This window comes from Aeromonas sp. MR7 (assembly GCF_963899385.1).
GTDB classification, from domain to species: domain Bacteria; phylum Pseudomonadota; class Gammaproteobacteria; order Enterobacterales; family Aeromonadaceae; genus Aeromonas; species Aeromonas bestiarum.
This window is the reverse complement of sequence record NZ_CAWQXH010000005.1, coordinates 22723-47822: the sequence shown is the minus strand read 5'-3', so window position 1 is coordinate 47822 and position 25100 is coordinate 22723. Positions and strand designations below refer to the sequence as shown.

The 25100-nt window shown below is 59.1% G+C and carries 28 protein-coding genes; 9 read left to right on the top strand and 19 right to left on the bottom strand.

Translation table 11 applies throughout. The features are described from left to right. Window positions 1-145 precede the first annotated feature (145 nt). The 12 genes from AACW87_RS02950 to AACW87_RS02895 all read right to left on the bottom strand — a co-directional run bounded on the left by AACW87_RS02950 (window position 146) and on the right by AACW87_RS02895 (window position 10804). A complete protein-coding gene (locus AACW87_RS02950; protein ID WP_241326509.1) occupies window positions 146-754 on the bottom strand; it encodes an ATP-binding protein in 609 nt (202 codons plus the stop codon). A 115-nt stretch (window positions 755-869) separates the two neighbouring features. Further along, window positions 870-1535: a Shedu immune nuclease family protein gene (locus AACW87_RS02945; protein WP_241326508.1), complete on the bottom strand. Its 666-nt coding sequence runs from the start codon at window positions 1533-1535 to the stop codon at window positions 870-872. After that, window positions 1532-1828 carry a hypothetical protein gene (locus AACW87_RS02940; protein WP_241326507.1) on the bottom strand — a complete coding sequence of 99 codons (297 nt, stop codon included), beginning with the start codon at window positions 1826-1828 and terminating at the stop codon, window positions 1532-1534. The genes AACW87_RS02945 and AACW87_RS02940 overlap by 4 nt, the downstream gene beginning before the upstream one ends. Window positions 1829-2677: 849 nt before the next feature. Continuing rightward, window positions 2678-4306 (bottom strand): methyl-accepting chemotaxis protein, encoded by a 1629-nt coding sequence (locus AACW87_RS02935; protein ID WP_241326506.1) that lies wholly within the window; start codon window positions 4304-4306, stop codon window positions 2678-2680. A 273-nt stretch (window positions 4307-4579) separates the two neighbouring features. Further along, window positions 4580-5446 (bottom strand): TIGR03899 family protein, encoded by an 867-nt coding sequence (locus AACW87_RS02930; RefSeq protein ID WP_043138726.1) that lies wholly within the window; start codon window positions 5444-5446, stop codon window positions 4580-4582. 187 nt (window positions 5447-5633) lie between these two features. Further along, window positions 5634-6113, bottom strand: a complete 480-nt coding sequence (locus AACW87_RS02925) for a DUF3299 domain-containing protein (protein WP_156995175.1) — start codon at window positions 6111-6113, stop codon at window positions 5634-5636. Between the two features lie 25 nt (window positions 6114-6138). Further along, a complete protein-coding gene (locus AACW87_RS02920; protein ID WP_241326505.1) occupies window positions 6139-7386 on the bottom strand; it encodes an ABC transporter permease in 1248 nt (415 codons plus the stop codon). Between the two features lie 76 nt (window positions 7387-7462). Then, window positions 7463-8152: an ABC transporter ATP-binding protein gene (locus AACW87_RS02915; RefSeq protein ID WP_241326504.1), complete on the bottom strand. Its 690-nt coding sequence runs from the start codon at window positions 8150-8152 to the stop codon at window positions 7463-7465. A 4-nt stretch (window positions 8153-8156) separates the two neighbouring features. Continuing rightward, entirely contained in the window at window positions 8157-8747 is a 591-nt protein-coding gene (locus tag AACW87_RS02910; protein ID WP_241326503.1) for a DUF2796 domain-containing protein, read from the bottom strand. Window positions 8748-8783: 36 nt separating this feature from the next. Beyond that, a complete protein-coding gene (locus tag AACW87_RS02905) occupies window positions 8784-9074 on the bottom strand; it encodes a hypothetical protein (RefSeq protein ID WP_241326502.1) in 291 nt (96 codons plus the stop codon). A gap of 44 nt (window positions 9075-9118) precedes the next feature. Continuing rightward, window positions 9119-9661 carry a YtfJ family protein gene (locus AACW87_RS02900; protein WP_241326501.1) on the bottom strand — a complete coding sequence of 181 codons (543 nt, stop codon included), beginning with the start codon at window positions 9659-9661 and terminating at the stop codon, window positions 9119-9121. Window positions 9662-9925: 264 nt separating this feature from the next. After that, window positions 9926-10804 (bottom strand): hypothetical protein, encoded by an 879-nt coding sequence (locus tag AACW87_RS02895; RefSeq protein ID WP_241326500.1) that lies wholly within the window; start codon window positions 10802-10804, stop codon window positions 9926-9928. 124 nt (window positions 10805-10928) lie between these two features. Here AACW87_RS02895 and AACW87_RS02890 point away from each other — a divergent pair, with 124 nt between their 5' ends. After that, complete coding sequence (locus tag AACW87_RS02890; RefSeq protein WP_370464966.1) at window positions 10929-11291, top strand: hypothetical protein; 363 nt, start codon at window positions 10929-10931, stop codon at window positions 11289-11291. Between the two features lie 24 nt (window positions 11292-11315). Here AACW87_RS02890 and ppa read toward each other — a convergent pair whose 3' ends face one another. Continuing rightward, window positions 11316-11846, bottom strand: coding sequence for an inorganic diphosphatase (gene ppa, locus AACW87_RS02885; RefSeq protein ID WP_042869457.1), 531 nt, complete (start codon window positions 11844-11846; stop codon window positions 11316-11318). Window positions 11847-12080: 234 nt separating this feature from the next. Between ppa and mpl the strand changes: the two genes are divergently transcribed. Together mpl and AACW87_RS02875 are read left to right on the top strand one after the other, a co-directional pair. Further along, the gene (mpl, locus tag AACW87_RS02880; RefSeq protein WP_098982457.1) at window positions 12081-13451 is read left to right on the top strand and encodes a UDP-N-acetylmuramate:L-alanyl-gamma-D-glutamyl-meso-diaminopimelate ligase; all 1371 of its coding nucleotides are present in this window, start codon (window positions 12081-12083) and stop codon (window positions 13449-13451) included. Window positions 13452-13497: 46 nt separating this feature from the next. After that, the gene (locus AACW87_RS02875) at window positions 13498-14109 is read left to right on the top strand and encodes a flavin prenyltransferase UbiX (protein WP_098982458.1); all 612 of its coding nucleotides are present in this window, start codon (window positions 13498-13500) and stop codon (window positions 14107-14109) included. 120 nt (window positions 14110-14229) lie between these two features. Here the strand turns inward: AACW87_RS02875 and AACW87_RS02870 are convergent, their stop codons facing one another. After that, window positions 14230-14844 (bottom strand): TetR/AcrR family transcriptional regulator, encoded by a 615-nt coding sequence (locus AACW87_RS02870; protein WP_043138760.1) that lies wholly within the window; start codon window positions 14842-14844, stop codon window positions 14230-14232. A gap of 200 nt (window positions 14845-15044) precedes the next feature. Here AACW87_RS02870 and hpt point away from each other — a divergent pair, with 200 nt between their 5' ends. The 3 genes from hpt to AACW87_RS02855 all read left to right on the top strand — a co-directional run bounded on the left by hpt (window position 15045) and on the right by AACW87_RS02855 (window position 17375). Then, a complete protein-coding gene (hpt, locus tag AACW87_RS02865; RefSeq protein WP_043138763.1) occupies window positions 15045-15575 on the top strand; it encodes a hypoxanthine phosphoribosyltransferase in 531 nt (176 codons plus the stop codon). A 112-nt stretch (window positions 15576-15687) separates the two neighbouring features. Then, window positions 15688-16605: an ABC transporter ATP-binding protein gene (locus tag AACW87_RS02860; RefSeq protein WP_042869446.1), complete on the top strand. Its 918-nt coding sequence runs from the start codon at window positions 15688-15690 to the stop codon at window positions 16603-16605. Further along, window positions 16602-17375, top strand: a complete 774-nt coding sequence (locus AACW87_RS02855) for an ABC transporter permease (RefSeq protein WP_042869444.1) — start codon at window positions 16602-16604, stop codon at window positions 17373-17375. The genes AACW87_RS02860 and AACW87_RS02855 overlap by 4 nt, the downstream gene beginning before the upstream one ends. A gap of 109 nt (window positions 17376-17484) precedes the next feature. Here AACW87_RS02855 and AACW87_RS02850 read toward each other — a convergent pair whose 3' ends face one another. After that, window positions 17485-19587 (bottom strand): hypothetical protein, encoded by a 2103-nt coding sequence (locus AACW87_RS02850; protein ID WP_241326499.1) that lies wholly within the window; start codon window positions 19585-19587, stop codon window positions 17485-17487. Window positions 19588-19832: 245 nt separating this feature from the next. Here AACW87_RS02850 and AACW87_RS02845 point away from each other — a divergent pair, with 245 nt between their 5' ends. From AACW87_RS02845 to AACW87_RS02835, 3 genes are all read left to right on the top strand, one after another. Then, on the top strand, window positions 19833-20240 hold the full coding sequence (locus AACW87_RS02845) for a hypothetical protein (protein ID WP_241326498.1): 408 nt from the start codon (window positions 19833-19835) through the stop codon (window positions 20238-20240). Window positions 20241-20360: 120 nt separating this feature from the next. Then, window positions 20361-20780, top strand: coding sequence for a MauE/DoxX family redox-associated membrane protein (locus tag AACW87_RS02840; protein ID WP_241326497.1), 420 nt, complete (start codon window positions 20361-20363; stop codon window positions 20778-20780). A gap of 4 nt (window positions 20781-20784) precedes the next feature. Then, entirely contained in the window at window positions 20785-21312 is a 528-nt protein-coding gene (locus AACW87_RS02835) for a rhodanese-like domain-containing protein (RefSeq protein ID WP_241326496.1), read from the top strand. Between the two features lie 84 nt (window positions 21313-21396). Here the strand turns inward: AACW87_RS02835 and AACW87_RS02830 are convergent, their stop codons facing one another. The 4 genes from AACW87_RS02830 to panB all read right to left on the bottom strand — a co-directional run bounded on the left by AACW87_RS02830 (window position 21397) and on the right by panB (window position 25051). After that, window positions 21397-22773 carry a cation:dicarboxylate symporter family transporter gene (locus AACW87_RS02830; protein ID WP_241326495.1) on the bottom strand — a complete coding sequence of 459 codons (1377 nt, stop codon included), beginning with the start codon at window positions 22771-22773 and terminating at the stop codon, window positions 21397-21399. 144 nt (window positions 22774-22917) lie between these two features. After that, on the bottom strand, window positions 22918-23268 hold the full coding sequence (locus tag AACW87_RS02825) for a putative quinol monooxygenase (protein WP_241326494.1): 351 nt from the start codon (window positions 23266-23268) through the stop codon (window positions 22918-22920). A 24-nt stretch (window positions 23269-23292) separates the two neighbouring features. Continuing rightward, window positions 23293-24150 (bottom strand): pantoate--beta-alanine ligase, encoded by an 858-nt coding sequence (panC, locus tag AACW87_RS02820; RefSeq protein WP_241326493.1) that lies wholly within the window; start codon window positions 24148-24150, stop codon window positions 23293-23295. A gap of 106 nt (window positions 24151-24256) precedes the next feature. Beyond that, window positions 24257-25051 (bottom strand): 3-methyl-2-oxobutanoate hydroxymethyltransferase, encoded by a 795-nt coding sequence (gene panB / locus AACW87_RS02815; RefSeq protein ID WP_241326492.1) that lies wholly within the window; start codon window positions 25049-25051, stop codon window positions 24257-24259. Window positions 25052-25100: the final 49 nt, after the last annotated feature.

Below are 25100 nucleotides of genomic sequence, written 5' to 3'. Positions count from 1 at the left end.
CATAAAACGTTTTGTGATCTAAAAAATGATTTTTGCTCAATCCTTCCTTGCCCTCTGAAATTAAATTTTTCATGTAAGCTTTTGAGAAGATTGATTTTATCTCGCCCAAGGTGTGCTTTCTTTTAATATAGTCATCGAATACTTCCTAAATTAATTTTTCTTCAAGATAAAGCCCTGTCAACTCGGACAGCTCTCTGAAAAGTTCATTGAAAGATGATTTATCAAGCTCTATATTAAAGTCTTCGTCAAAGAAAAATCTCCTAAGAATCGAGGTGTCAATGTTATCTTTAACATTGGTGGTGGCGATAATTATGTGTCTGTAGATCTGATTGCTACGCACCAACTCATCAATAATCGTGTTAAAGGTAAGTAATATTCTTTTTATGCTTTCGTTGTCATTTTGATACCTACTTATTGTGAATGAGTCCACCTCATCCATTACGATAAAGCAGTATGAATTGTTTTGTTCTATTTCCTTATTTATCGACTTAAAGTAATCCCTCAAATTGGAGGAGGACTCTCCAAAATTATGAGATATTAGTTCGTCAACATTTAACCTTTTAATGTCAATATTATACTCACGCTTGAGCTTTTCATGAACAATGCTTGCAACCGAGCTTTTCCCTGTGCCAGGGTATCCATCAAATAAAAACGTCGGATATATCGACAGCTGTGAAAACTTCGATACTTGACTTGCGTCAGCATCCAAAAAAGCCTTGCAGTATTTGTATAGCCGTTCGATCTTTGCATCCATACAGTACAACTTAGTGAAGCTACTCAATATTTATTTCTCCTTGCACAAGCATTGTCAATTTGAGGCATAACGCTCGGTTCAGCGGTGAGCAGAGCAAATCCGCTGCAACCGCTTGTTACAAGTTGTCTAAATTAATTGTATCTATCCGGCTCTCTGCCTCAATAGCTAAAGCAGGCAACCCAAGACACTCTTTAAGCTCTACAAGTAGTTCGTCATAAGTCAAACAGAGAACTCTCATCGATCCGACAACTACATTTCTTTCTCTCCAACGTAACCGCCTTTTTTCGGACGCATCTAAAAACTGACATCTTCCTACTATTAGAATACTAAAGAGGTCAATTTCCATCGAGTTGAATCGATCTGCGAATGCTTTAGAGTTCTTTGTGTCATCAATCTTGTAGCTCCAATCGATTATTTGGCTGTACCCATGTTCAAATCTTTCTGACCAATCACTAGTGGCACGACCTGTATTTTTGAAAATACTATTTTTTCTGGCATCCTCAAGCTCAATAAAGCAATAAGCGTCTCTACGGGAATCACCTACGGTAAAGTCGCTTGCGAAATCGCCGAACACGTCATACTCATGTGCATATCTATCAGTTTTTGTTATTCCAGGATGCAAGTGCCCGATTAGAGAAACGAGATTTATTCGAGCTTTGAAGAATGGTGACAAATCATTCTTCTCAGAAAGCTCGGCACTACTTGAAAGCAATTCTTCCAGTTCTCGAACTTCCTTCTTACACTGATCAAAATCAAAAATATGCGGCACAAAGGACTTCATAAATCCCCCTGCATATTTTTTTTTACCAACTGCTCTAATTTGTCATGTCTAGCGATATCCGATATTCTAACGAACTCGCTAGTTACTTGAAAAATTATTCTTAAGTCCAACCCGGCACGGATTACAAAGGTATTTTCCATACCTTTTAGCTTGGCCGCATAGGGTGGCTCCAGACCAAGAGCTAGAACTTTTTCGATGCTACGGAGGACTTTTTTCCTATCAGATTCCGGAAGTCGATCTAGTGTAACTTCCGCTCTTCGTGAAAGTTCAATCGGCCTATCATTAATTTGCATATTTCAACTCATTGTTCCCTGCTGCCTGCTGAAGACTTGTAACAGTGATTAGATGGAAGGCGGCACTAATCCGTTAGCAAAGCATTCCATATAACTCCGTAACATATTCACTGCCGCTAAGTAAAAATAATCATTAAATCATGATGTTATCAGCTTCCTTCTCGTGCTGGGCGTATTCGCTTGACTTCTTCTTTTTATGCCACTGTTACTACGGTATGAAAAAACATCTCGTATGTTGGGCTAAAAATCGTAGGTTGGAGCTGAACGAAGTGAAGCCCAACGTTTACCGCGAAACGTATCTGCACATCAGTTTTACCGAACGCTCCAATCCGTGTTTATCCCGCTCTGGTTGAGGTGAACATGCTCGTCTGTTGGGTTTCTCTACGCTCTGCGCCAACCTACAAAAACCACGCTACCGCCCCTGAATTCCAGCCTCCAGCTTGCTGCGCTTTCCCTGTGGTGTGGCTCCGGTCTGGTTCATGGCTGCTCCGACAAGAGGGGATCTGATGGCCATGTTACCGAACGGAGCCGGTTAGGGAAGGGGGAGTGGGTGATTTCTCGGGCAAGATCAATAAATTGAGCTGCCATGGGGTGGTGGTCGGGCGGTGGAGGTATCTCAATGCCCTTGCTTTCTCAACGCTCGCAGCGCATTTGGGCGGGGAAATGAACTCAGGGGTCGTCACCCTGTTGAGAGTGGCGCAGCGCAGACGCCATGGTGAGGGCATCAAGGCTGGGTCAGTGATGGTATGGGCGTACCAATCCGGTCAGGTCCGCATTTTCCACAAGATATAAATGGGCCCGCTGCCGGTGACGACAGGGGCCCATCTTGTTGTTAGCGCACGGCAGGCGTCAGCGGGCGAGTACAACCCGTCCGTTGGCGAGTTGCTCGCTGAGTTGACGGGGGGCGGGCTGTTGCTGGAACTGGCACACCAGCCGATCCAGCTCGCTCAGCTGCCGTACCAGCTGGATGATGCCGTGCACGGCATGCTGGCTGCCCTGGCTTGAGTCATCGGCCAGGGTCTTGATGCTGAGCACGTTGCGATTGATGTCGGCCGTGACCTGGGACTGCTCCTGTACCGCCTGGGCTATCTGGCCACTGCCGGAGGAGACCTGCTGCAGCATGCTGTTGATCTGCTGCAATATGGTGCCGGTGGCTGAGGCCTTCTGCTGGCAGCTGGCCGAGAGTTGCCCCCCTTTCTCCATCGCCTGCTCCGCATTGCCCGCACTGGCCTGCAACAGGCTGATCATCTTCTGGATCTCGCCGGTGGAGGACTGGGTCTTGATGGCCAGCGAGCGGATCTCGTCGGCCACCACAGAGAAGCCACGGCCCGCCTCGCCGGCCCGGGCCGCCTCTATGGCCGCGTTGAGGGCCAGCAGATTGGTCTGGTTGGCGATGCTGTTGATGACATCGAGAATGCCGTCTATATCCCGGCACTGCCCCGCCAGGGTGTGGATCACCGTCTTGGAGGTGGTGATCTCGTCGTGCATCCCCTCGACCGCGCCTATGGTGTCCAGCACGCTGCGGTTGCCCTCCTTGAACAACTCGGAAGTCTCGTCCAGCAGGCCGGAGGCGGCGGTGGAGCTGTGAGAGACCTCTCTGATCGACTCTGACATCTGGGTGATGGCGGTGGCGACCAGGTTGGTCTCGGCCTGCTGTTGTTGCAGGTTGCTGGTGATGGACTCGGCGTTGTGCAGATCCCCTTCTGCGGCACGCAAGATCTGGGCGCAGGTCTGCTGGGTGCGAGCCAGCACGGCATTGAACTCGGCCCGGTTCATCAACATGGCGAGCTCGATGGCAGCCAGGTTGTCGACCTTGTTGGTGTAGAGCAGTTGCATCAGCGGGTTGTCGAAGCGGCTGCGGGCCATTTTGTCGAGCTTGCCGAGGCGACGGGCCAGGGCATGGGTGATCATGGCTGCCAGCAGCAGCGGTATGGCCGCCAGTGCCAACGGCCAGCCCGCAGCCTGCTCGTACCCCAGCGCGACCATGGCCGCCAGACTCAGCAGCAGGCAGAGCGTGACTGCCTGCGTGTGGGAGAAGGTCGGCAGCCTGAGGGCCAGGGGAGTCTTGTCATTGCGCAGGTCGGCATAGATGCGCTCGGCCCGCTGCTTGATCTCCTCGCTGGGGGCCGTGCGCACGGACTGGTATTCCACCACCTTGCCGCTGGCATCCTTGATGGGAGTGACGAAGGCGCTGACCCAGTAGTGATCGCCATTCTTGCAGCGGTTCTTCACCGGCCCCATCCAGCTCTTGCCGTCCTTGATGTGATGCCAGAGATCGGCGAAGGCCTGCTTGGGCATGTCCGGATGGCGCACCAGGTTGTGATGCTCACCTTGCAGCTCGTCCAGGCTGAACCCCGCTATGTTGCAGAACTCCTCGTTGGCATAGGTGATGCGGCTTTCCAGGTCAGTGGTGGAAATAAGACTCTGGTGCTCCGGGTAGAGACGCTCACGCTGGGTAACGGGTTGGTTGACTCTCATTGTGTGGTCCTGCACGCGGTGATGGGAAAGATGTATGGGCAGTGCAAGTTATGCACCATGGCGCCATGGGTGATGATGATTTTGTTAGTAGTGTGTTTATCCGACCAAAATGGTCAGATTTTGCGGCAAATCCGGATCAGGAGGGGGTGGGCAAGGAGATCGATTCGCATTTCGAGAATCGATTTGGCAATGAGCAGGGCGGCATTTCGCAATATGGTGCGGCTGGCGTGCCACAAGGGAGAAGAGAAAGGGGGCCAACAGGGGCCCCGGGGTTCAGACGGCGGCAGTCGGCGGCACTCTCTCCAGCTCGGACTCGGGAGGCTGCATCATGGTCTCTATCTGCAGCCCCTGCACCAGCACGGTTTTCAGATCCTGCAGGTACTCCTCCAGCGGCGGCTCCTGCAACAGCTGGGCGAGCTCGTTGCCCACCGGGGTCAGCCGGTAGTAGAGCAGGGTGATATTGGTCTGCTTGCGATGCAGGCGCCAGCGCTGGTCGCCGAATGCCAGCTCGACCCCGTCGGCGGGCAGCGGGCCGGATTCCAGCTCTCCCTTGTGCAGCAGGCCGAGCTCGAACAACTGCAACAGGGCATTGTAGGGCAATCGGTATTTGCCCAGACCAAGCCGGGTCACCTTGGCGCGGCTGAGCAGGCTGGCGCCCTTGTGCAGCCCCAGCAGCAGGCGCTGCTCATCGCTGCCCGAATAGTGGCAGGCGAGGGCGCAGATCCGCTGGAACAGCTGGGCCTCGCGCTGGGTCATCTCCTTGAGGGTGGTGAGGGCGCGGATGGAGAAACGGCCTGGGGTGGCGATCTCGATGGCGAAGATGCGGCCCCACAGCTGCTGCATGGGGACCATGCTGATGTCTTCCGCCAGTTGCAGGAAGCGGGTCAGCCAGTCGCTGTCCATCTCGCCGCCGGCGGCCGTCTCCTCGCAGTGGCGGGAGGCCATCACCATGATGGCTTCCAGATTGCGCTGGCGCGCGGCCTGATCCGCCAGATGGCGAAAGGTGGCGCGCTGTTCGAAGGTGCTGTCGCTGTTGCGGGTGAGCATGCCGTCTATGCCGCGGCTGCGGGCCAGGCGCAGGGTTTGCTCCTGGCTGCTCAGGATGGAACTCTCTTTCTTGGGCGGGGGCAGGTCAGCCATGCTGGCTCCGTGATCGCAAGGTCTAGCCTTGAATGTTACTCCAACCGGGATGGCGGGCAATCCCTCAAGCAGGGGCTGGTCCCGGTTTCGGCCGGCAAGGGGATAAAAAATGGCCTTCGTTCGAAGGCCACTGTTGCTGGATGCTTAGCTCGGCCCAGGGAGGCCGGCGCGCATCATGATGCCTGATTTATTCCTCTTCGTAGACGCTGACCTCGACCGCCTCCATGGAGTAGGAGGCGGTGGCCATCTCATGGCTGGAACTGATGGTGCGCATCTTGCCCTTCACCCAGATGGCATCCCAGAGATCATCCACGGGGGCGCCCTTGGGGTAGCTCACATAGACCACCTGGTTGGTGGGGGGCGGCGGCACATGGATGCAGGCGCCGAAGTAGGGCACCAGCAGGAAGGCGGTGATCTTCTTGGCATCCCCCTCCAGCGGTACCACGAACCCCGGGATCCGCACGTCTTGGTTGTCCAGCTTCTGATTAACCCCGCCTACCGGCTGCGGCACCGAGGAGAAATCGCCATCGTGGCTCACCTGGGGCGGTGGCAACAGCCGCTCCCCTTGCGGGATCAGCACGTCCCAGTCGATGGTCTTGTAATCGGCGGCCAGGGCCGGCAGCGCCAGCAGGCTGGCCAGCAGCACCACAATTTTCCACTTCATCATCTGTCCTTCTCTCTTTTTATGCGGGCTAGACGCGAATGCTCATGCCATCACTCAGGCTGTAGCGGTAGGCTCTGGCCGCGGGCAGCAGGCCGATCACCATGCCCGCCAGCCATACCAGCCCCAGCAACTGCCATTCGTAGGCGCTCGGCAGCCCCAGGCTCAATTGCAGGCCATAGTGGCTGAGCAGCCAGGGGGTGGCAAGCCCCTGTCCCAGATAGAGCACGGCCACCCCGAGGGCTATGCCTGCGGTGGTGAGGGCCATCGCCTCCAGCGCCAGCAACAGGAACAGGTGGGCGGGGCCTGCCCCCAGGGAGCGCAGGATGGCCAGCTCGCGGCGCCGCTCGTTGAGCCCCGCCAGCAAGGTGGTCAGCATGCCGATGAGGCCCGCCACCACCACGAAACCGGCGATCACAGAGAGCGCGGTTTCAGCCACGCTCATCAGGCTCCACAGCTCCTGCAGGGCGGCCCCCGGCAGTATGGCCATCAGCGGCTCGCCCCGATAGGTGTTGACGCTGCGCTGCAGTTGGAACGCCAATATTCGATTGCTGAGACCCACCATGAAGGCGGTGATGGTTTTGGGGGTCAGATCCTGCGCCAGCGCCTGTTCGGCGGTCACGTTCTTGCTGTGCCTGCCCGTGTCCCAGCCCAGGTGGATCGCCTCTATCCCGGCCAGCGGCACGTGGATGGTGCGATCGATGGGGGTGCCGGTCGGTGCCAGTATCCCCACCACCTTGAACGGCAGGTTGTCGTGCTGGCTGAAGGAGGTGTTGCCTGCGCCGTGGGCGATGACGATGGACTGCTCCAGCTTGTAGCCGAGCCTCTCGGCCACCTGGGCGCCGAGTACCGCCTCGAACGGCGTGTCGAACGGCCGCCCCTCCCGCAGTTGCAGCGCCTGCTGCTGGCCGTACTTCAGATGGGTGAAGTAGTCGCCATTGGTGCCGAGCACCCGAAAGCCCTTGTGAGAATCACCGAGGGAGAGGGGTATGGTCCAGGCGACGCCGGGTTTGGTCTTGATGGCCTGATAGGCCTCCCAGCCCACGTTGTTGGTGGGGTTGCCGATGCGAAATACCGAGTAGAGCAGCAGGTTCACCTGGCCGGAGCGGGCGCCGACGATAAGGTCCGTGCCCGAGACGGTATTGGAGAAACTCTCGCGGGCCTGGGTGCGCACCCGCTCCACCCCGAGCAGCAGGGTGACGCTGATGGCCACCGCCAAGAGGGTCAGCCCTGCGGTGAGGCGACGGGCCCAGAGACTTTGCAGGGCGAGCTTCAGCATACCGGCCTCCGGTGTTGTGGCTGGGATGCACCCTTTGGTGCGGGTCTGGTCGGGTAGATGGCACAGCTATTGGGATTCAGCATATGGCCCTCCGGTTGAGCAGTTGCAGATTCTCCACTCGCGGAAAGAGCGGCTCGAGATAGGGATCGTGACTGACGAAGATGAGGGTCGACCCCTGCTTGTCGCACTCCTCGAACAACAGCTTGATGAAGGCGGCCCGGTTGTCGGTATCCAGGGCCGAGGTGGGTTCATCGGCGATCACCAGCGGTGGCGAGCCGATCAGCGCCCGCGCGGCGGCCACCCGCTGCTGCTGGCCTATGCTGAGGGCGTGGACGGGTCTGTGCAGCGCCTCGGCCGGCAGTTGCAGCTCCGCCAGCAGGCGGCGCGCCTCCTGCTCGGGACTTCCCTGCAGACGAGCCCGTTTCTCGGGCGAGAAGGTGAGGGCGGCGGTGACATTGTCCAACACGGATAAAAATGGCAGCAGATTGAACTGCTGGAAGATATAACCCAGATTGGCCGCCCGGAAGTGGTCACGGGCACGGCCGGAGAGCCGGGCCAATGGCTGGCCCAGCACGTCCAGGGTGCCGTGGTTGGCGGTCTGGATCCCGGCAAGCAAACCAAGCAGGGTCGACTTGCCGGAGCCCGATGGCCCCTTGATGAACACCCGCTCCCCCGCGCCGATGGTGAGGGCTGGCAGATCGAGTACAGGCTGGTGATCCGGCCAGGCGAAGGCCAGATCGCGGATCTCAACCACGGCTTTTTTCATGGTGTTACCAGCTCAGCTTGTTGGCGGATGGGGTCAGCTCGGCCGCAGTCTGGCCGGTGGGCAGTATGCCCTGCACGCTCAGCTTTTCCAGGCTCGGATAGACGCTGAACAGGGTGGCTTCCAGTCCGGTCAGCTTGGTCGGAGCCTCACAGGTGTAGGTGTACATGGCACCCACATCGGCGTGACCCGCATCATCATGGTGGTGGTCATCATGACTGCTGCCAGCCTTTTCATGGTCATGGTCATGGTCATGGTCATGGTCGTGATCATGATCTTCCTTGGCCGCATTGAGTTCCTGCTGGGTCAGCTTGCAGCCGGCCGCCGGGTCGAAGCGAAACAGGGTATCGGCTTGCTTGAGCTGAGCCATGGCCTTGGCGTATTGCGCCTTCTCCTCGTCGCTCTTGGCGGCGTGCTCGAAGCCCACCAGATCGGCGGCGGGAGCCTGCAGCTCGAGCATCAACTGGTTGCCATCGAGCACCAGGTTGAGGTGGCCGTGGCCGTGCTCGTGGGCACCGTGGCCGTGACTCTCATGCTCGTCGTGATTTGCTTGCACGCCAAAGGCGGCTGCCGCCAGTAACAGTGTGACTGCTTTCATCGTTAATCCTTTTGAAACAATTGATAAGAGAAATGTTCAGTGGGAGAAGCAATGAAAGTGAGGCGGGGCACGAATGCGGCACTGGCCTGAAAAGGTGGAATCGGTGGTGGGCAAGGCGATATCAGCTAGCTTGCCGATGACCGCATGCGGGACTGGGATGGGCAAGTTGGGCGTCAGTGCCAGCTTGCCATCGAGATGGAGGGCGCAGAGGACGCAAGTGTGGCTATGACCGGGCAGGTCGGCTTCCAGCGGGTGTTGTGCCAGCGCCGGTTGCAACCACAACCAGCCCAGCAGCAACAACCAGATTTTCAGCTTGAAACGACCCATAGACCCTTATGAAAGGGGCGCCATCAGCGCCCCTTCTCTCTGATTCAGAGATGGGACTGGATGAGCCCCATCACGGTAGCAATGTTGTTGGCATCGAGCTGGCCATCTTTGGCAAACAGCACCTTGCCCTCTTTATCCAGCAGTATGATGGCCGAGCTTTCCGGCGCGAGATCCCAGGCATTGCGGGCCATGCCCTTGGCATCCAGCACCATGGCGGACCAGGGGAACTCTTTCTTGCTGTCTTCGGCACTGCTCTTCACAAAACCGGAGGTACCCCAGATGGCGTCATTGCTGTTGATGATGGTGACCGTCTGGTACTTGTCGTGGGGCAGCTTGGCCGCCTTGATCGCCTCGATCATGGGGGCGTTCAGCTCCTTGGCACTGGAGCGACCCGCGATGTGCTGGATCAAAAAGACTTTGCCAGTCAGTACCTTGCTTTGCCAGGGGTGGTAGCTGACCGCTTTCTCTTGCAGTACCAGCTCACCCTTGTCGCTGATGTTGACCAGCGGCACCTGGGCAGACTCCTTGATGTTGTGAGCCATGACCAGTGTTGGCAGTAGCGCCAGAGTAAGTACGAGATGTTTCATCCTGATGACACTCCTTTTGTTATGTTATAACGATTTTTCACTTGAGGGAATGGGGCAGAACTCATCCTAAACTGATCGGATCTGTTTAAAAAGTGTTAAATAAGCTAGCGAATGAGCCGAGCGGGCCGCCCGCCAGCGCAGATAGCGGCTGGCAAAGGCGGCTAGGATGGCACGCAGTCGATAAAAATCAATTAGTTATCAACTGGTTTGAGGAGTGAGCTTCAGTTGAACCGGTTGCGGTTCAACTGGCATGGCGGGCGTGGCTCAATACAAGGGTTCGCTGATCAGCGGGATCTTGGCCATGGTCATCTGCTGGGCCAGCAGGGGCGAGCCGGTCAGCAAGACGTGGCGCTGATTGCCGATCATCAGGGTATCGCCCTTCAGGCCGCTGTCGGCCGTGATGGCCAGCCAGGCTGGCGAGACGCTGCCGATGCTGATGTTGGGGTATATGATGCTGAGCATGTATTGCGGTGCCAGCTCGGCCAAGAGGCTTGCCATCAGCAGTGCCTTCTCGTCGCTGTCGGCCTTGTTATCCTGCAAGGCCTGCAGGGGCGGGGCGAAGTGATCCATCTGCTCGGGAGGCGTGGGGATTGCGCTCAGCCACTCCTGCAGCAGGCCGACGCTGGTGGCCAGATCCTTGGCGGAAAACTGCTGCGCCAGGGGCCTGAGGTCGCCCTTGAACTGGTAGAACAGCTGGGAGTAGTTGGGGCGCACACAGGGCAGCTTGCGATTGGCTGGATGAACGCAGGGCACCACCCGCATCTGGTAGAAGGCATCTTCCTGATATTGCTGGTAGGCCTGCCAGAACAGGGTCGACTCCATGCTGTCGTCGTGCAGGGTGAAGGCTTGTTCCAGATTGCGAAACTTGGTGGCGGTTTCGGGACTGGTCTGGTTGATCAGGTTGATGCTGTTGTAAAGGCGCGGGCTTATGTAGGAGTAGAGTGTCTCCAGCGGATAGTTGAGAGAGGCGTCGAGCTGGGTCATCTGGTGGCGGCTGGCGGACATGATGCGCTCGTCTGCATTCAGTTGCAGGTGCTTCTGCTGGCCGTCGGCAGACTGCCACTGCCAGCTCAGGTTGACTTCGTTGGCGCCGACCGTGGATGCGAACACTAGACTCAACAACAGACCTTGTGCCAGTTTCATGATGTGCATCCTGCTCGGGGTGATAATAAACAACTAGGTGAGCCAGCCGGATTTGGATGAGCTTAGTTTTGATGATCTGGGTAACAGTCTGATAAGACTTTAAATTTAATTCTGGAAATAAGTCATACAGGAAACCGTCATGAAGCGAATTCCACTGCTGTTGTTGCTGTTGGCCGCCTTGCCTGCGGCGGCGGGCCAGGTGATCGTCAACAAGGGGATGTCCAGCGCGGATACCTTTGCCCTGCGGGACAAGCTGGCGCGGGAGCATGAATGGCAGGAGTGGCTGCGTTTCCAGCAGGCCATCAAGTGGCTGGAGGTGTTGCCGGTCAACTGCGAGCTGATGAGTGAGCAGGGCGGGGGTTATCGCTGCGGTGGCGACTATTACCGGCCCTATCGGCAGGATGGCCGTGACATCTATATCCAGGGGGATCCCAGTGGTGTGACGCCGGGTCAGCGCCCGCAACAGCCAATAGAAAAGGCGCCCTGAGGCGCCTTTTTTGCGAGGGTACGCTTACTTGGCAGCGTAACGCTCGGCAGAGGTAACGATCTCGGCTTCGGCAGCAGCCTTGTCGCCCCAACCTTCCACCTTGACCCACTTGCCCGCTTCCAGCTCTTTGTAGCGCTCGAAGAAGTGCTGGATCTGGGCGCGCAGCAGCTCGGGCAGATCGTTCACATCCTTGATGTGGTCGTACTGCTTGGTCAGCTTGGAGTGCGGCACGGCCACGATCTTGGCATCTTCGCCAGATTCGTCGGTCATCTTCAGCACGCCGACCGGGCGGCAGCGAATGACGGAGCCGGCCAGCAGCGGGTAGGGAGTCGGAACCAGAACGTCGACCGGATCACCATCCAGAGACAGGGTGGCGTTCACGTAACCGTAGTTGCACGGGTAGAACATAGGGGTCGACATGAAGCGATCAACGAAGATGGCACCGCTGTCCTTGTCGACTTCGTATTTGATCGGGTCGGCATTCTGCGGGATTTCGATGATGACGTAGATGTCGTCGGGCAGGCTCTTGCCAGCCGGTACCAGGTTCAGGCTCATGACGTTTCCTTCAGTGTTGGAGTCAAGTTTGCAGGCCGATATTATAGCGATGTCGCGTCAAATGACCATATTTCAAGGGCACTGTGACCGCCCTGGCTGATGCCGTGCTGCCCGGGTCGGTCAAATGGCGGCCCGCTTGTCTGGGTCGATTGACGTCTCGTCACGCCCGCGGCTTGCGACCCAACCTCAACAGACCCTAGAATGCGCACTCCCTTTACTGGAAAAGGCAGCGGTATGCACATTCACATCCTCGGGATCTGCGGCACCTTCATGGGTGGTCTGGCGGTGTTGGCAAAACAGCTTGGTTATCGAGTCACAGGCTCGGATGCCAACGTCTATCCCCCCATGAGTACCCAGCTCGAGCAACAGGGCATAGAGCTGACCGAGGGCTATGACCCGTCCCAGCTCGATCCGGCGCCGGATCTGGTGGTGGTCGGCAATGCCATGAGTCGTGGCAATCCCTGCGTGGAATATGTGCTGGACCGCAATCTGCCCTATATCTCAGGCCCCCAGTGGCTGCTGGAGCATGTGCTGCAGGATCGCTGGGTGCTGGCCGTGGCAGGCACCCATGGCAAGACCACCACCGCCAGCATGCTGGCCTGGGTGCTCGAATACGCCAAGCTGGAGCCGGGTTTCCTCATCGGTGGCGTGCCGGGCAACTTCCCGGTTTCCGCCCGTCTTGGCTCTGCCCCCTTCTTCGTCATCGAAGCGGACGAGTATGACTGCGCCTTCTTCGACAAGCGTTCCAAGTTCGTCCACTACCATCCGCGTACCCTGGTGATGAACAACCTGGAATTCGATCACGCGGACATATTCCCTGATCTGGCCGCCATCCAGCGCCAGTTCCACCACCTGATGCGCACCGTGCCGAGCAACGGCCGGGTGCTGTTCCCGCAAGCCGATGACAACCTCACCGCGGTGCGCAAGATGGGCTGCTGGAGCGAGGTGGAGCTGGTGGGTCAGGACGATGCCAAGTGGAAGGCGGTCAAGCTGGCCGACGACGGTTCCGCCTTCGAGGTGTGGCTGGATGGGCAGAAGCAGGGCGAGGTGCACTGGGAGTGCATCGGCGAGCACAACGTCAACAACGGCCTGATGGCCATCGCCGCCGCCCGTCACGCCGGTGTCATGGTGGAGCACGGCATAGCCGCCCTCTGCCAGTTCAAGTCCCCCAAGCGGCGGATGGAGCTCAAGGGTGAGGTGGCAGGCATCAGCATCTATGACGACTTTGCCCACCACCCGACCGCCATCGAGACCACCCTCGGCGGTCTGCGTGCCAAGGTGGGCAAGGCCCGCATCCTGGCGGTGCTGGAGCCGCGCTCCAATACCATGAAGCTGGGTGTGCACAAGGAAGAGCTGGCCGGCTGCTTCGATGGTGCCGACGAGGTGTTCTTCTTCCAGCCGCCCAATATCGGCTGGGATCTCGGCGAGGTGACGGCTCACATGAGCCGACCGGCCAAGGTGTTCAACGATCTGGAGACCCTGATCAACCGGCTGGTGGCCGAGTGTCGCGATGGCGATCATATTCTGATCATGAGCAACGGCGGCTTCGGCGGCATTCATGACAAGTTGATCGCTCGCCTCAAGGATTATCACGGTCAACTATGACGCCCTTGATGAGTCCGCTTTGGTTTTCAGGTTCACAGAGGCCCGCATGAATAAACACGTCACCCTGGCGCTGACCGGCGCCTCCGGCGCCCCTTACGCCCTGCGCCTGCTTGAGTGTCTGGTGCAGGCGGACTATCGGGTCTATCTGCTGGCCTCCTCCGCCGCCCGTGTGGTGCTCAAGACAGAGCAGCAGCAGGAGTGGCCGGGCTCACCCAGGGAGCTATCCGCCTATCTCTGTCGCCAGTACGGCGCCAAAGAGGGTCAGATAGTGGCCTGCGGCAAGGAGGAGTGGTTCTCGCCGGTGGCCTCGGGGTCGGCGGCGCCGAAACAGATGGTGGTTTGCCCCTGCTCCATGGGAACCGTGTCGGCCATCGCCAACGGCGCCTCCGACAACCTGCTGGAGCGGGCGGCGGATGTGGTGATCAAGGAGCGCGGCCAGCTGATCCTGGTGCCCCGCGAGAGCCCCTTCTCCGCCATCCATCTGGAGAACATGCTGAAACTGGCGAGACTTGGCGTGACCATAATGCCGGCCGCGCCCGGTTTCTATCATGAGCCGAAAAGCATCGCGGATCTGGTGGACTTCATGGTGGCGCGGATCCTGGATCACCTCGGGGTCGAGCACGCGCTGACCAGCCGCTGGGGTTACGCCAATTCCTGACCTGTGGTGCATCACCCTGCTGGCTGTCTCTCGCGACAGAGGCTGAACCGGCCGCAAACGGACAAACAAAAGCGGCGCCGACCTGAACAGTCCGGCGCCGCTTGTCATTCACGAGGCGGGTTATGCGGCCTGGATGGGGGCCGTTACGTACTTGAACAGAAAATCGGTCACATCTTCCCGGGACGGGCGTTGTGGCTGATTGATCATCTGCATCATGACGTAACCAAAACCGGTCAGGGAGCGGGCCAGGTCCTGGGCGGACAGCACACTCCGGATCTCACCGGCATCCATGGCGCGTTGCAAATGGGGCGCGATGCGCTCCAATGCCTTGTCCAGCAGCTTGGCATAACGGGGCCAGACCTCTTCCCGCACCGATGAACTCCACTCCAGCCAGATGCTGGCGTGGTCGGGTTGATCGTAGGCGGCATCGACAAACAGCTTCACGTGACGGCGAATGCTGTCGTTGATCGGACCCTGGCCGGTATAGGCCTGTTCCAGCATCTGGTGAACGAAACGTTCGATCTCGGCCAACACTTCATCCACCAGCTCTTCGCGGGTGTTGAAATAGTTGAACACGGTAGCTACCGAGACTTTGGCCTGTTCTGCTATCTCGGCGTGACCCGCACGGCCTATGCCGCGACGGGAGAACACCTCGATGGCACATTCCATCAATTGATTGCGACGAGCTTCCGGAGAAAGCCGGGTTCGACGTCTTATTTCTGCGCGTGGTTCCATAGTTTTTTCATCTAATAGTTATTGATTATGGTGTTTATAGTATTGTCACCGATAATGCCCGAGGGCCTGCTAACTCTATCAATTAAAATAAGCCGATAAAAGCATCACGTATGCCTGACGCCTCTCGGCTTGGATGGTAGAATCCTCGGTTTTGACGTTAATGAACGGCCAAATCCCCTTTGGCCATGAGGGAGTAAGTGATGAAACACACCGTCGAGGTGATGATCTCCGAGGCCGACGTGGCCGCCCGGATCGCCAAATTGGGTGAAGAGATCACCGCCCGTTATCAGGGTTCTGACGAAGTGGTCATGATTGGCCTGCTGCGTGGCTCCTGCGTCTTCCTGGCCGACCTGTGCCGCCAGACCCCGCTGCCCGTCACCCTGGATTTTATGACCGCCTCCAGCTATGGCTCCGGCATGCGCAGTACCCGTGACGTTCGCATCCTCAAAGATCTGGATGACGACATCAAGGGCAAGGACGTGCTGATCGTCGAGGACATCATCGACACCGGCTACACCCTCAACAAGGTGCGTGAAATCCTGTCACTGCGCGAGCCTAAATCCCTCGCCATCTGCACCCTGCTGGATAAACCGTCCCGCCGCGAGGTGCAGGTGCCGGTGGACTGGATCGGTTTCTCCATTCCGGACGAATTCGTGGTGGGTTGTGGTATCGACTACGCCCAGAAGTACCGCAACCTGCCGTTCATCGGCAAGGTAGTACCGCAAGAGTAAGCAAGGTCCAGGAATATCACGGGCGAGGTGGCCGAGCGCCATTTTTTGTCTGCAAGGCGGCCCCGGCCGCCTTTTCTGTATCGAGATGGGATCCGCCATCACAGGGGTTGCAATGAACGCACTGGAAATCAGCGGCCTGAAAAAGACCTATCAGGGGGGCGTAGAAGCCCTTAAAGGCATAGATCTGACCGTCAAGCAGGGGGATTTCTTCGCCCTGCTCGGCCCCAATGGGGCAGGCAAGTCCACCACCATAGGCATCATCAGCTCGTTGGTGAACAAGAGCGCCGGCAAGGTGAAGGTGTTCGGCTACGACATAGACAACCAGCTGGAGCAGGCCAAGGCCCAGCTCGGCCTAGTGCCGCAGGAGTTCAACTTCAGCCAGTTCGAGAAGGTGAGCCAGATCGTCATCCATCAGGCCGGTTTCTACGGCGTGCCCAGGGCCGAAGCCAAGATCCGCGCCGAGAAGTACCTGCGCCAGCTCGATCTGTGGGACAAGCGCGACATGCCAGCCCGCACCCTCTCCGGCGGCATGAAGCGCCGGCTGATGATAGCCCGTGCCCTGATGCACGAGCCCAGACTGCTGATCCTGGACGAACCGACCGCCGGGGTGGATATCGAGATCCGCCGCTCCATGTGGACCTTCCTCAAGGAGCTCAACGAGCAGGGGGTCACCATCATACTCACCACTCACTATCTGGAAGAGGCCGAGATGCTGTGCCGCAACATAGGCATCATCGACAAGGGTCGGCTGATTGAAAACACCAGCATGAAGAAGCTGCTCGGCAAGCTGAGCCGCGAGACCTTCATGCTGGATCTGGCACCGGGCTCCGCCGTGCCGAACGTGCCCGAGTTCAACGGCCGCATGCAGGACGAGCGCACCCTGGAGGTGGATCTGGACAAGAGCCAGTCCCTCAACAGCCTGTTCGAGCAGCTGTCGGGCCAGCAGGTGCAGGTACTGAGCATGCGCAACAAGGCCAATCGACTGGAAGAGCTGTTCGTCAGCCTGGTCGAGGAGGGGAGAAAAGCATGAATCTGACCACTTATTACATCGCCTTCAAGAGCATTCTGGCCAAGGAAGTGAGCCGCTTCACCCGGATCTGGATCCAGACCCTGGTGCCGCCCGCCATCACCATGAGCCTCTATTTTGTCATCTTCGGCAACCTGATAGGTTCGCGCATCGGTGACATGGGGGGCTTCAGCTACATGGAGTTCATCGTGCCCGGCCTCATCATGATGTCGGTGATCACCAACTCCTACTCCAACGTCGCCTCCTCCTTCTTCAGTGCCAAGTTCCAGCGCAACGTGGAGGAGCTGCTGGTGGCGCCTGTGCCCAACTACGTCATCATCGCCGGTTACGTGGGCGGTGGCGTGGCGCGCGGCCTCTGCGTCGGCCTCATCGTCACCCTGGTGTCGCTGTTCTTCGTGCCGCTGCAGATCCACCACCTGTTCAGCGTCTGCTTCACCGTGCTGCTGACCGCCATCCTCTTCTCGCTGGGCGGCCTCATCAACGCCGTGTTTGCCAAGACCTTCGACGACATCAGCATCATTCCCACCTTCGTGCTGACGCCACTCACCTACCTGGGCGGGGTCTTCTACTCCATCAGCCTGCTGCCCCCCTTCTGGCAGGGGGTCTCCCAGGTGAACCCCATCATCTACATGGTGAACGCGTTCCGTTACGGCTTCCTCGGCATCTCGGACGTGCCGCTCGGCACCGCCTACCTCATCATCATTGGCTTCATCGTGGCCCTCTACGGACTGGCCTGGTGGCTCATCTCCCGCGGCACCGGGCTGCGGCACTGAATTGTTTGGTCAGGCTCAGTTGAGATTTGTCGCTGCTGCCCTGCACTCACTGCAAGCAATAAGATAAGGGTCCATCAGTGGGCCCTTATCTATTTTATTTGCCAGCAGATCAGACTCTGATGTGGTGATCTTTCAGCAAACGCGCTGTGAGCTCCAGCTTGTCGTTACGCTCTATCGCCCGCTCGGGGACGGTGACGATGCCATGTTCATCCGTTCGATCCTGACCGAAGACATCATCTATGGCCTGAGTCATGGCACTGCGACCGATTTCGACATCGGGGTCTGTCACGCTATCCTGCAGACGTATCCGATTCTCACTGGCTGCCAGTTGCAACTCATCCAGCGCGGCACCAAGGGTAGCAAGACGATCGTCGATCCGCTGCGTCAGCTCATTGAGACGACTCTCGGTACCTGCAGCCATCGCCAGTCCATCGAGATACTGCCCCTTGCTCTGGTCAAAGTTGGTCACGGCGCGGGCCGCCAGCTCCAGCGCATAGGCCTTGGTAGCCATGGCGTTGACGCCTCCTTCCCAACCAATATCGGAGCCGACTCCCAGTGTTACGCCGAGGGTTGTATGAAACTTGGCACCCGCAGGGCCTATGGCTGCGGTGGCTCCGGCTGATGCACCAATCCCCAGATTGGCAGAGGCACGCACCTTGGCCGAGAGGCTATAAGCATCGGCATATTGGCTCTTGAGCAGGTTGAGCTGGGCACTCCCCTCCGCTTTCAACCCCGCAAAGGCTGATGCACTGGCGGTCACGCTGGCCATGGGCCCCGCCGGGGTCATGATCACTGCAGCCCCAGCTTCCAGCTTGGCATTGACCCCCACCTCGGCAGACCCCGCCAGCTTGGCATTGAGCAGGTTGCCGATCGTCCAGCTCCCCTCCACCGATAGCCCAAGTTTGCTCACCAGCTCGGCGCTGGCACCGATGCGTAGCAGGCTCAGATCATGGGGGCCAGGTTTATAGCGCTCGCCTTCAGTCTCGCTCAGGATCTTGGGGGGGGGATTGAAGGCCAGCGATCCCTCCGCTTTGCCGATCACCAGCTCAGCCTTGGTACTAGCCTTGTTCTCCTGGCTCAGGGTTGCTTTGGCGGAGAACTCGCCGATCGGGGTCTCGCGGTTTCCCTCCCACTTGCCGATCTCGATCTTGGCGAAGGCCTCTACCAGCGCACTGGCACTGACCAGTCCCATCCCGCTGAACGCTTTCTGGTTGACTGGCTGGCCGGGTTTTAGCTCCTGACTGGTTGTTGTCTGCGGGCTCTTGAGCTCGGCCCGCACCCCGGTTTGATAGCGCTTTCCAGACTTCTGTTCACCCAGCCAGAGGGCAGACTCCTGCTCTGTCCTGGCCAGATAGGGCTCATCCAGTCCGTCAACCAGCGCAGTCAGCAGCTCGGTTCTGAGCAGGCCTATTTCCCCCTGTTGGCTCACTTTTTGGGTCAGGCTGAGCGCCAGTACCTCCTTGAGGTGGCTCATCTCCAGCAGTTGGCTGTGAGTCAGCAGGATGTCGCGGCCGTTCTCCTCAGCGGTGGCTTGAGGTTTGAGTTCTCCCAACGTTGGCAGCGCCTGGCGCAGCGCGCCACAGAACACCTTCCATTCGTGGCTGTCGGCCACCTCCTCCCGGGTCGGCGCCCGTTCCAGCCGTCGTGCCGTCATTCCCTCGCTTACCCCGAACATCAGATCAAGCCCACCCTGCAGCTCCTGCAGGAACAAGTCGTTGGCCCCCTCTTTTTGCAAACGGGCCAGCTCACTGGCCCACTGGCGGATCTGTTGGTTGCTCTCGATAGGTTGGTTGACCCGCCCTTGTGGATCACAGACCCATCCCAACTGAAAAGAGAGCGTTCTCCCTCCCTGACTCATAGCCTGGCGACGGGTCGCAATGTCATCCACCAGCCTCTGCAGCACAGGATCCTGCTGACGAGAGCGGTTTTTTCCGGAGTCGATCCAGAACTTCAGCGCCTGCTCAATCTTTTCCAGCCCTGCCAGTGAAGGGGGTTGCTGGGATTGATAGTGTCGTACCGCCTGTTTGACCGCCTTGAGTTCAGGGCTCTGCACATGACCAGCCCCACGACGGATCCCATCCTCGAACTCCCGGTTGCCGGTATCCAGCAAGCGCAGTCTGGCGCTGCCAAGTTGGGTTGTAGCCGGAGGTGTTGAGCCAGACGCTAGCGGCTGATGCTGGGTGGCATTGATATCCTGAGAAGCAATTTTCATGACGAGGATCCTGCTGACAAGAGGGGGAAGACCCCCAGTGTACGCGCCATTCTCCCATTGCCCTGTCAGCGATGGTCCCGCTTTTTTAGGATTCGGACAAACCCGTAGAAGATGTCAGTTAGCTCACAACTTCAGCAACTGGGTATCCCTTGCCGACCCCTGACTAAAAAAAAAGGACGATGACTGATAAGCAACTGCAGGCCTGCCACATAGGGTGTCATTCTCTCCCAGTTTGAGGTTCACACATGTATCACGCACTAATCTCTGCCCTCTACAACCAGCTCGGCTTACCTGCACCCATCACGGGACAAACCGCTACCACCCTGGCCATCAACGATGAGCTGGTGTTGACCCTGGCGGAAGATGAGTCCCATCTAGTGATCTATCTGCTGCTGCCGGGCCACGCCATGCCAAATGCGCCCCTGCTCACGCACCTCAGTGACGAGCCCGTATTTTTACTGGATCAGACTGAACAGGGTGAGACTCTGATCTGGACCCGCGAGTGGCTAGATCACCTGACGGTCGAGAATCTGCTGGAGCTGCTGGAGCAGGCTATCGATTTGGCTGCCGAACTGCTGGCGCATCAACATGACAGGCCACAGAGTGATAACCAGATATCTCCGCAAATCCCCTCTTCAACCATCAGGGTGTAAATCCCGTTTTACTGGCCCTTGGTATCCGGCGATGAGATTTATCTTTCCCACCATGGGGTTAGCTATTGCGGCTCAGTCGGGAAGGGTTAGAATCTAGCTCTCTCTATAAAGAGGTAGCCCATGCCCGCGTATTTGCGCATGCTGGCCAACCTGGCCCTTGGGGGATTCTTCGTGGCCTCGGCGGCTTTCAAGCTGGCATCCCCGGCGTTGTTCGTCGAGCAGATCGGTGCCTTCGGCCTGGTCTGGTCGTCGCTGATCCCGGCGGTTGCCTGGGGGCTGATCGCGCTTGAGCTCTGCGCGGGACTGGCGGTGATCGCCAACCGGCGCTGGGGGCTCTGGCTGGTGATGGCGCTGCTGGCCCTGTTTATTCCCGTGTTGGGCTATGGCGTCGCCATCGGGCTCGACATCGCTTGTGGCTGTCTGGGCCGTGCCGATCTCGGCTCGCTGCCGGAAGCCATAGTGCGGGATCTGCTGCTACTGACGCTCGCGGGCGCCCTGCTGCGACGCTCCCGCCCCGTTTCAATCGTTAGCAAGGAGTAGTGACATGATGAGATTGCGATCCCATACCCTGGTTGCCTCGCTGATCGCCGCGAGCTTTGCCCTGAGTGGCTGCGGTGACAATCAGTTCGAGCAGGAGACCAAGCTGGAGCAGGCGGCGGTGCAGCTTGCCCAGGAGGTCCAGCAGGGGGGTTATCAGCTGTTGACCGTGGCCGAGCTGAAGACCCGGATGGACAAGGGGGAGGAGCTGGTGATCATCGACACCATGCCCTATGAGGACGCCTTCAAGAAGGAGCACATCCCTGGGGCCAAGAACTTCGTCTTCGTGAAAGAGGCCAAGTCAGGCGACAACTGGAGCCAGATCGTGGAGGGGAGCGGTACGCCTGAACAGTTCCAGGCGCTGCTGGGGGACGACAAGACCCGCCCCGTGGTGATTTACTGCGGTTTCGTCAAGTGCGGCCGCAGCCACAACGCCGCCGCCTGGGCCGTGACCCAGGGCTATCAGCAGGTCTATCGGGTGCCGGGCGGTATCTTCGCCTGGAAAGGCGCCGGTTACCCCGTCACGGCCGAGTAAACGCGCCCTGCCAACAGGGGCAGAACCGCTGAAACGTAGAAGCCCGCCATTGCGGGCTTCTCTCATATGGCGTGGTGTACAGGGTTAGCTGGCGGCCTGCGGCTGTTCCAGCGTCTGCACCGTCTCCACTTTGGCCAGCTGTTGTTTGCCCAGCAAGCGCTTGGTGATCATAGCCGCCATGATGGAGCCATTGACGTTGAGGGCGGTACGGCCCATGTCCACCAGCGGCTCTATGGCGATCATCACCCCCACCAGCGCGATGGGGAAGTTGAGGGTGGAGAGCACGATCAGCGCGGCGAAGGTGCCACCACCGCCGACGCCCGCCACCCCGATGGAGCCGAGCGCAATCACCGGCAGCAGGGTCAGCAAGAACAGGGGATCAAACGGATTGATGCCGAGCATGGGGGCAATCATTGCCACCATCATGGCCGGATAGATGCCGGCACAGCCATTCTGACCCAGATTGGCACCAAACGATGCGGCAAAGTTGGCTATGCTGCTGGGCACGCCAAGGCGCTGCTGGGTCTCGATGCTGAGGGGGATGGAGGCGGCGCTGCTGCGGGAGATAAAGGCGAAGGTGAGCAGGCCCCACACTTCCCGCAGATAGTGCAGCGGGTTCTGGCCGATCAGCAGCAGGATCACCATGTGCACCGCAAACATCGCGAGAATGGCGACGTAGCAGACCAGAATAAAGCCGAGCAGATTGAGGATCTCGCTCAGGGGATAGTGGGCCACCACCCGGGCGATGAGCGCCATCACGCCATAAGGGGTGAGCGCAATCACCACCCGCACCATCTTCATCACCCACAACTGCAGGGTATCTATGGCCACGGCGGCGCGGGCACCGGCCTGCGGGTGTTCCGCCTTCATCTGCAGCAGGGCAACTCCGGCCAGCACGGTGAAGATCACTACCCCGATCACAGAGAGGGTGCGGCTACCCGCCATGTCGGCGGCAAAGTTGGTGGGGACCAGCGAGAGCAGCAGGGCGGGCAGGGTCTGGGCGCTGTCGATGGTGCTCATGCTCTGTTGCAGGGCGGCGCTGTCGCTGCCGTGGCTCAGCAACCCCTCGGCGGTGAGGCCGCTCAGGTGGGTGATGGTCATCCCCACCAGACCGGCAATCATCACCAGGGTCAGCATGGTGCCAATCAGCAGGGCGCTGATCTTGCCGAGAGACTGGGCCTGTTCCAGCTTGTTGATGGCGGAGAGAATGGAGGTGAACACCAGCGGCATCATCACCACCTTGAGCAGGCTGACATAGCCGCCTCCGACGATATTGACCCACTCCAGGGTCTGCTGGACACCGGCATCATCGGCGCCCCAGCCCAGTTGCAGACCGAGGCCAAACAGTCCCCCCAGCACCAGACCGGCGAGCACCTTGCGCGACAGCGGCACCCCGGCGGGCAGCCGGGTCAGGGCGAAACAGAGCAGACAGAAGAGCAAGGAAGCAAACAAGGTAAACATAAATAAACACCTGTAGCGGCCGTCAGGGCCGATTGTGGACAGAGAGAGCAGAGGGTGCGAGCAGGGTCGCAAGGAAAAACGCCGGATCGCGGGCGTGAAAAAGCAGCGGACGCCCGAAGGGGCGTCCGCTGGCAATCAGGGGAATTACTTCTTTACGGGGGCGTCGTACTGCTCGGGTTCGTCGCTATAGACACAGACGTTCCACTTGGCGGCCAGCCCCTCATCGGCCAGGCAGTAACGTTCGAAGAAGGTTTTGATTTCCGCGCGCTGGCAGTGGGCCTCGAAGCTGGCCATATCTTGCCAGATCTCGTTGAAGACGATGGGGAAGCTCTCCCCTTCGGCAAACGGACTGGCGATGTGGCGGGTCACCCGATACTGCAGACAGCCATCTTCGCGCAGGGTATTGGGCTCGAGGGCCTGCAGCACCTGAAACAGGGCCTGCTCCTGACCGGGCTTGGGCAGGAACTGGGCGATGCAATAAACCTTCTTGGACATGAGACTCTCCTGGTTGTGGCTGATTCAGGCTTGCTGAAGCGTGACCACGCGGTTGTCGATGAGGCGGGCCTTGCCGAGATAGGCCGCCATCAGGATCACCAGTTGCTGGCTTTGCTCGGTGGCGGATTCCAGGGTCACGGCATCGACGATGTCGATGGCATCGGTGCGAAAACCGGCGTTGTCGAGGCGCTGGCTGGCCTGCGCCACCAGGGAGGGCAGGTGGTGATCCCCCGCTTCAATCTCTCCGGCGATCCAGTTCATGGTGCGTGCCAGCTCGGGGGCCAGCGCCCGCTCGGCAGCGGTCAGATAGCCGTTGCGCGACGACAGTGCCAGCCCGTCCTCGGCCCGCACCGTGGGCACGCCGACGATCTCGATGGGCATGGCCATGTCGGCCACCATCTTGCGAATGAGTGCCAGCTGCTGGTAATCCTTCTGGCCGAAGCAGGCCACGTCAGGCTGCACCAGGTTGAACAGCTTGGTGACGACGGTGCTGACACCGCGGAAGTGGCCAGGACGCAGCGCCCCTTCCAGCAGACCGGAGAGACCCGGCACCTCGACGAAGGTCTGGCTGGCCAGCCCCTGCGGATACATGATCTCCGGGGTCGGGGTGAACACCAGATCCACGCCGGCGCTCTCCAGCGCGGCGCAATCCTGCTCCAGGGTGCGCGGATAGTTGACGAGATCCGCTGCCTTGTCGAACTGCATGGGGTTGACGAAGATGCTGACCACCACCTTCTCGGCGTGGCTGTGCGCCTCTTTCACCAGGGTCAGGTGCCCCTGATGCAGGTTGCCCATGGTGGGCACGAATGCGATGGCACGCCCTTCACGGCGCCATTGGCCGATCTGTTCACGCAGAGCGGCAGGATTGTTAACGACCAACATCGGCAGTTTACCTTCGGAAATATCAAACAGAGGAAACGGGTTGCATCGGCGGGAAAGGGATGGCGAAACGGGGGCCTGTGCCCCCGCTCTCATCCATACCGCCGGATCAGTTGAAGCAGTGTTCGGGGCCGGGGAAGGTGCCCTCGCTCACCTGCTGCACATAGAGCCGGATGGCGGCATGCATGTCGCCAGTTTCGGCCAGGAAGTTCTTGGTGAACTTGGGCACGTAACCCGAGGTGATGCCGAAGGCATCGTGCATCACCAGGATCTGGCCATCGGTGGCGGGACCGGCACCTATGCCGATCACCGGGATGCGCAGTGCCTTGGTGATGCGCTCGGCCAGGGCGACCGGCACGCACTCGAGCACCAGCATCTGGATGCCGGCTTCCTGCAGGCAGAGCGCCTGGCGGTAGATCTCCTGGGCCTGGAACTCGTCGCGCCCCTGCACCTTGAAGCCGCCAAACACATGGACGGATTGCGGGGTGAGGCCGAGGTGGCCACAGACAGGCACGCCATTGCGAGTCAGGTGGCGAATGCTGTCACACAGCCAGTCGCCCCCTTCCATCTTCACCATGCGGGCACCGGCGGCCATCAGCCGGGCGGCGTTCTGGTAGGTCTGATCCGGGGTGGCATAGCTCATGAACGGCATGTCGGTCACCACCAGCGCATTGGTGGTGCCGCGCACCACACAACGGGTGTGATAGACCATCTCATCCATGTTGACCGCCAGCGTGTCCTGGCCCCCCTGCAACACCATGCCCAGCGAATCGCCGATGAGCAGCACGTGGGCGCCCTCGTCGTCGAACAGCTTGGCGAAGCTGGCATCATAGGCGGTGATGGCGGTGATGCGTTGCCCTTCCTGCTTCATCTTCAGCAGGCTGGCGGTGGTGATCTTGCTCATAACGTTGCTCCTACTCGCCGCGTGTGTCCGTGAGGATCACAAGGGCGTC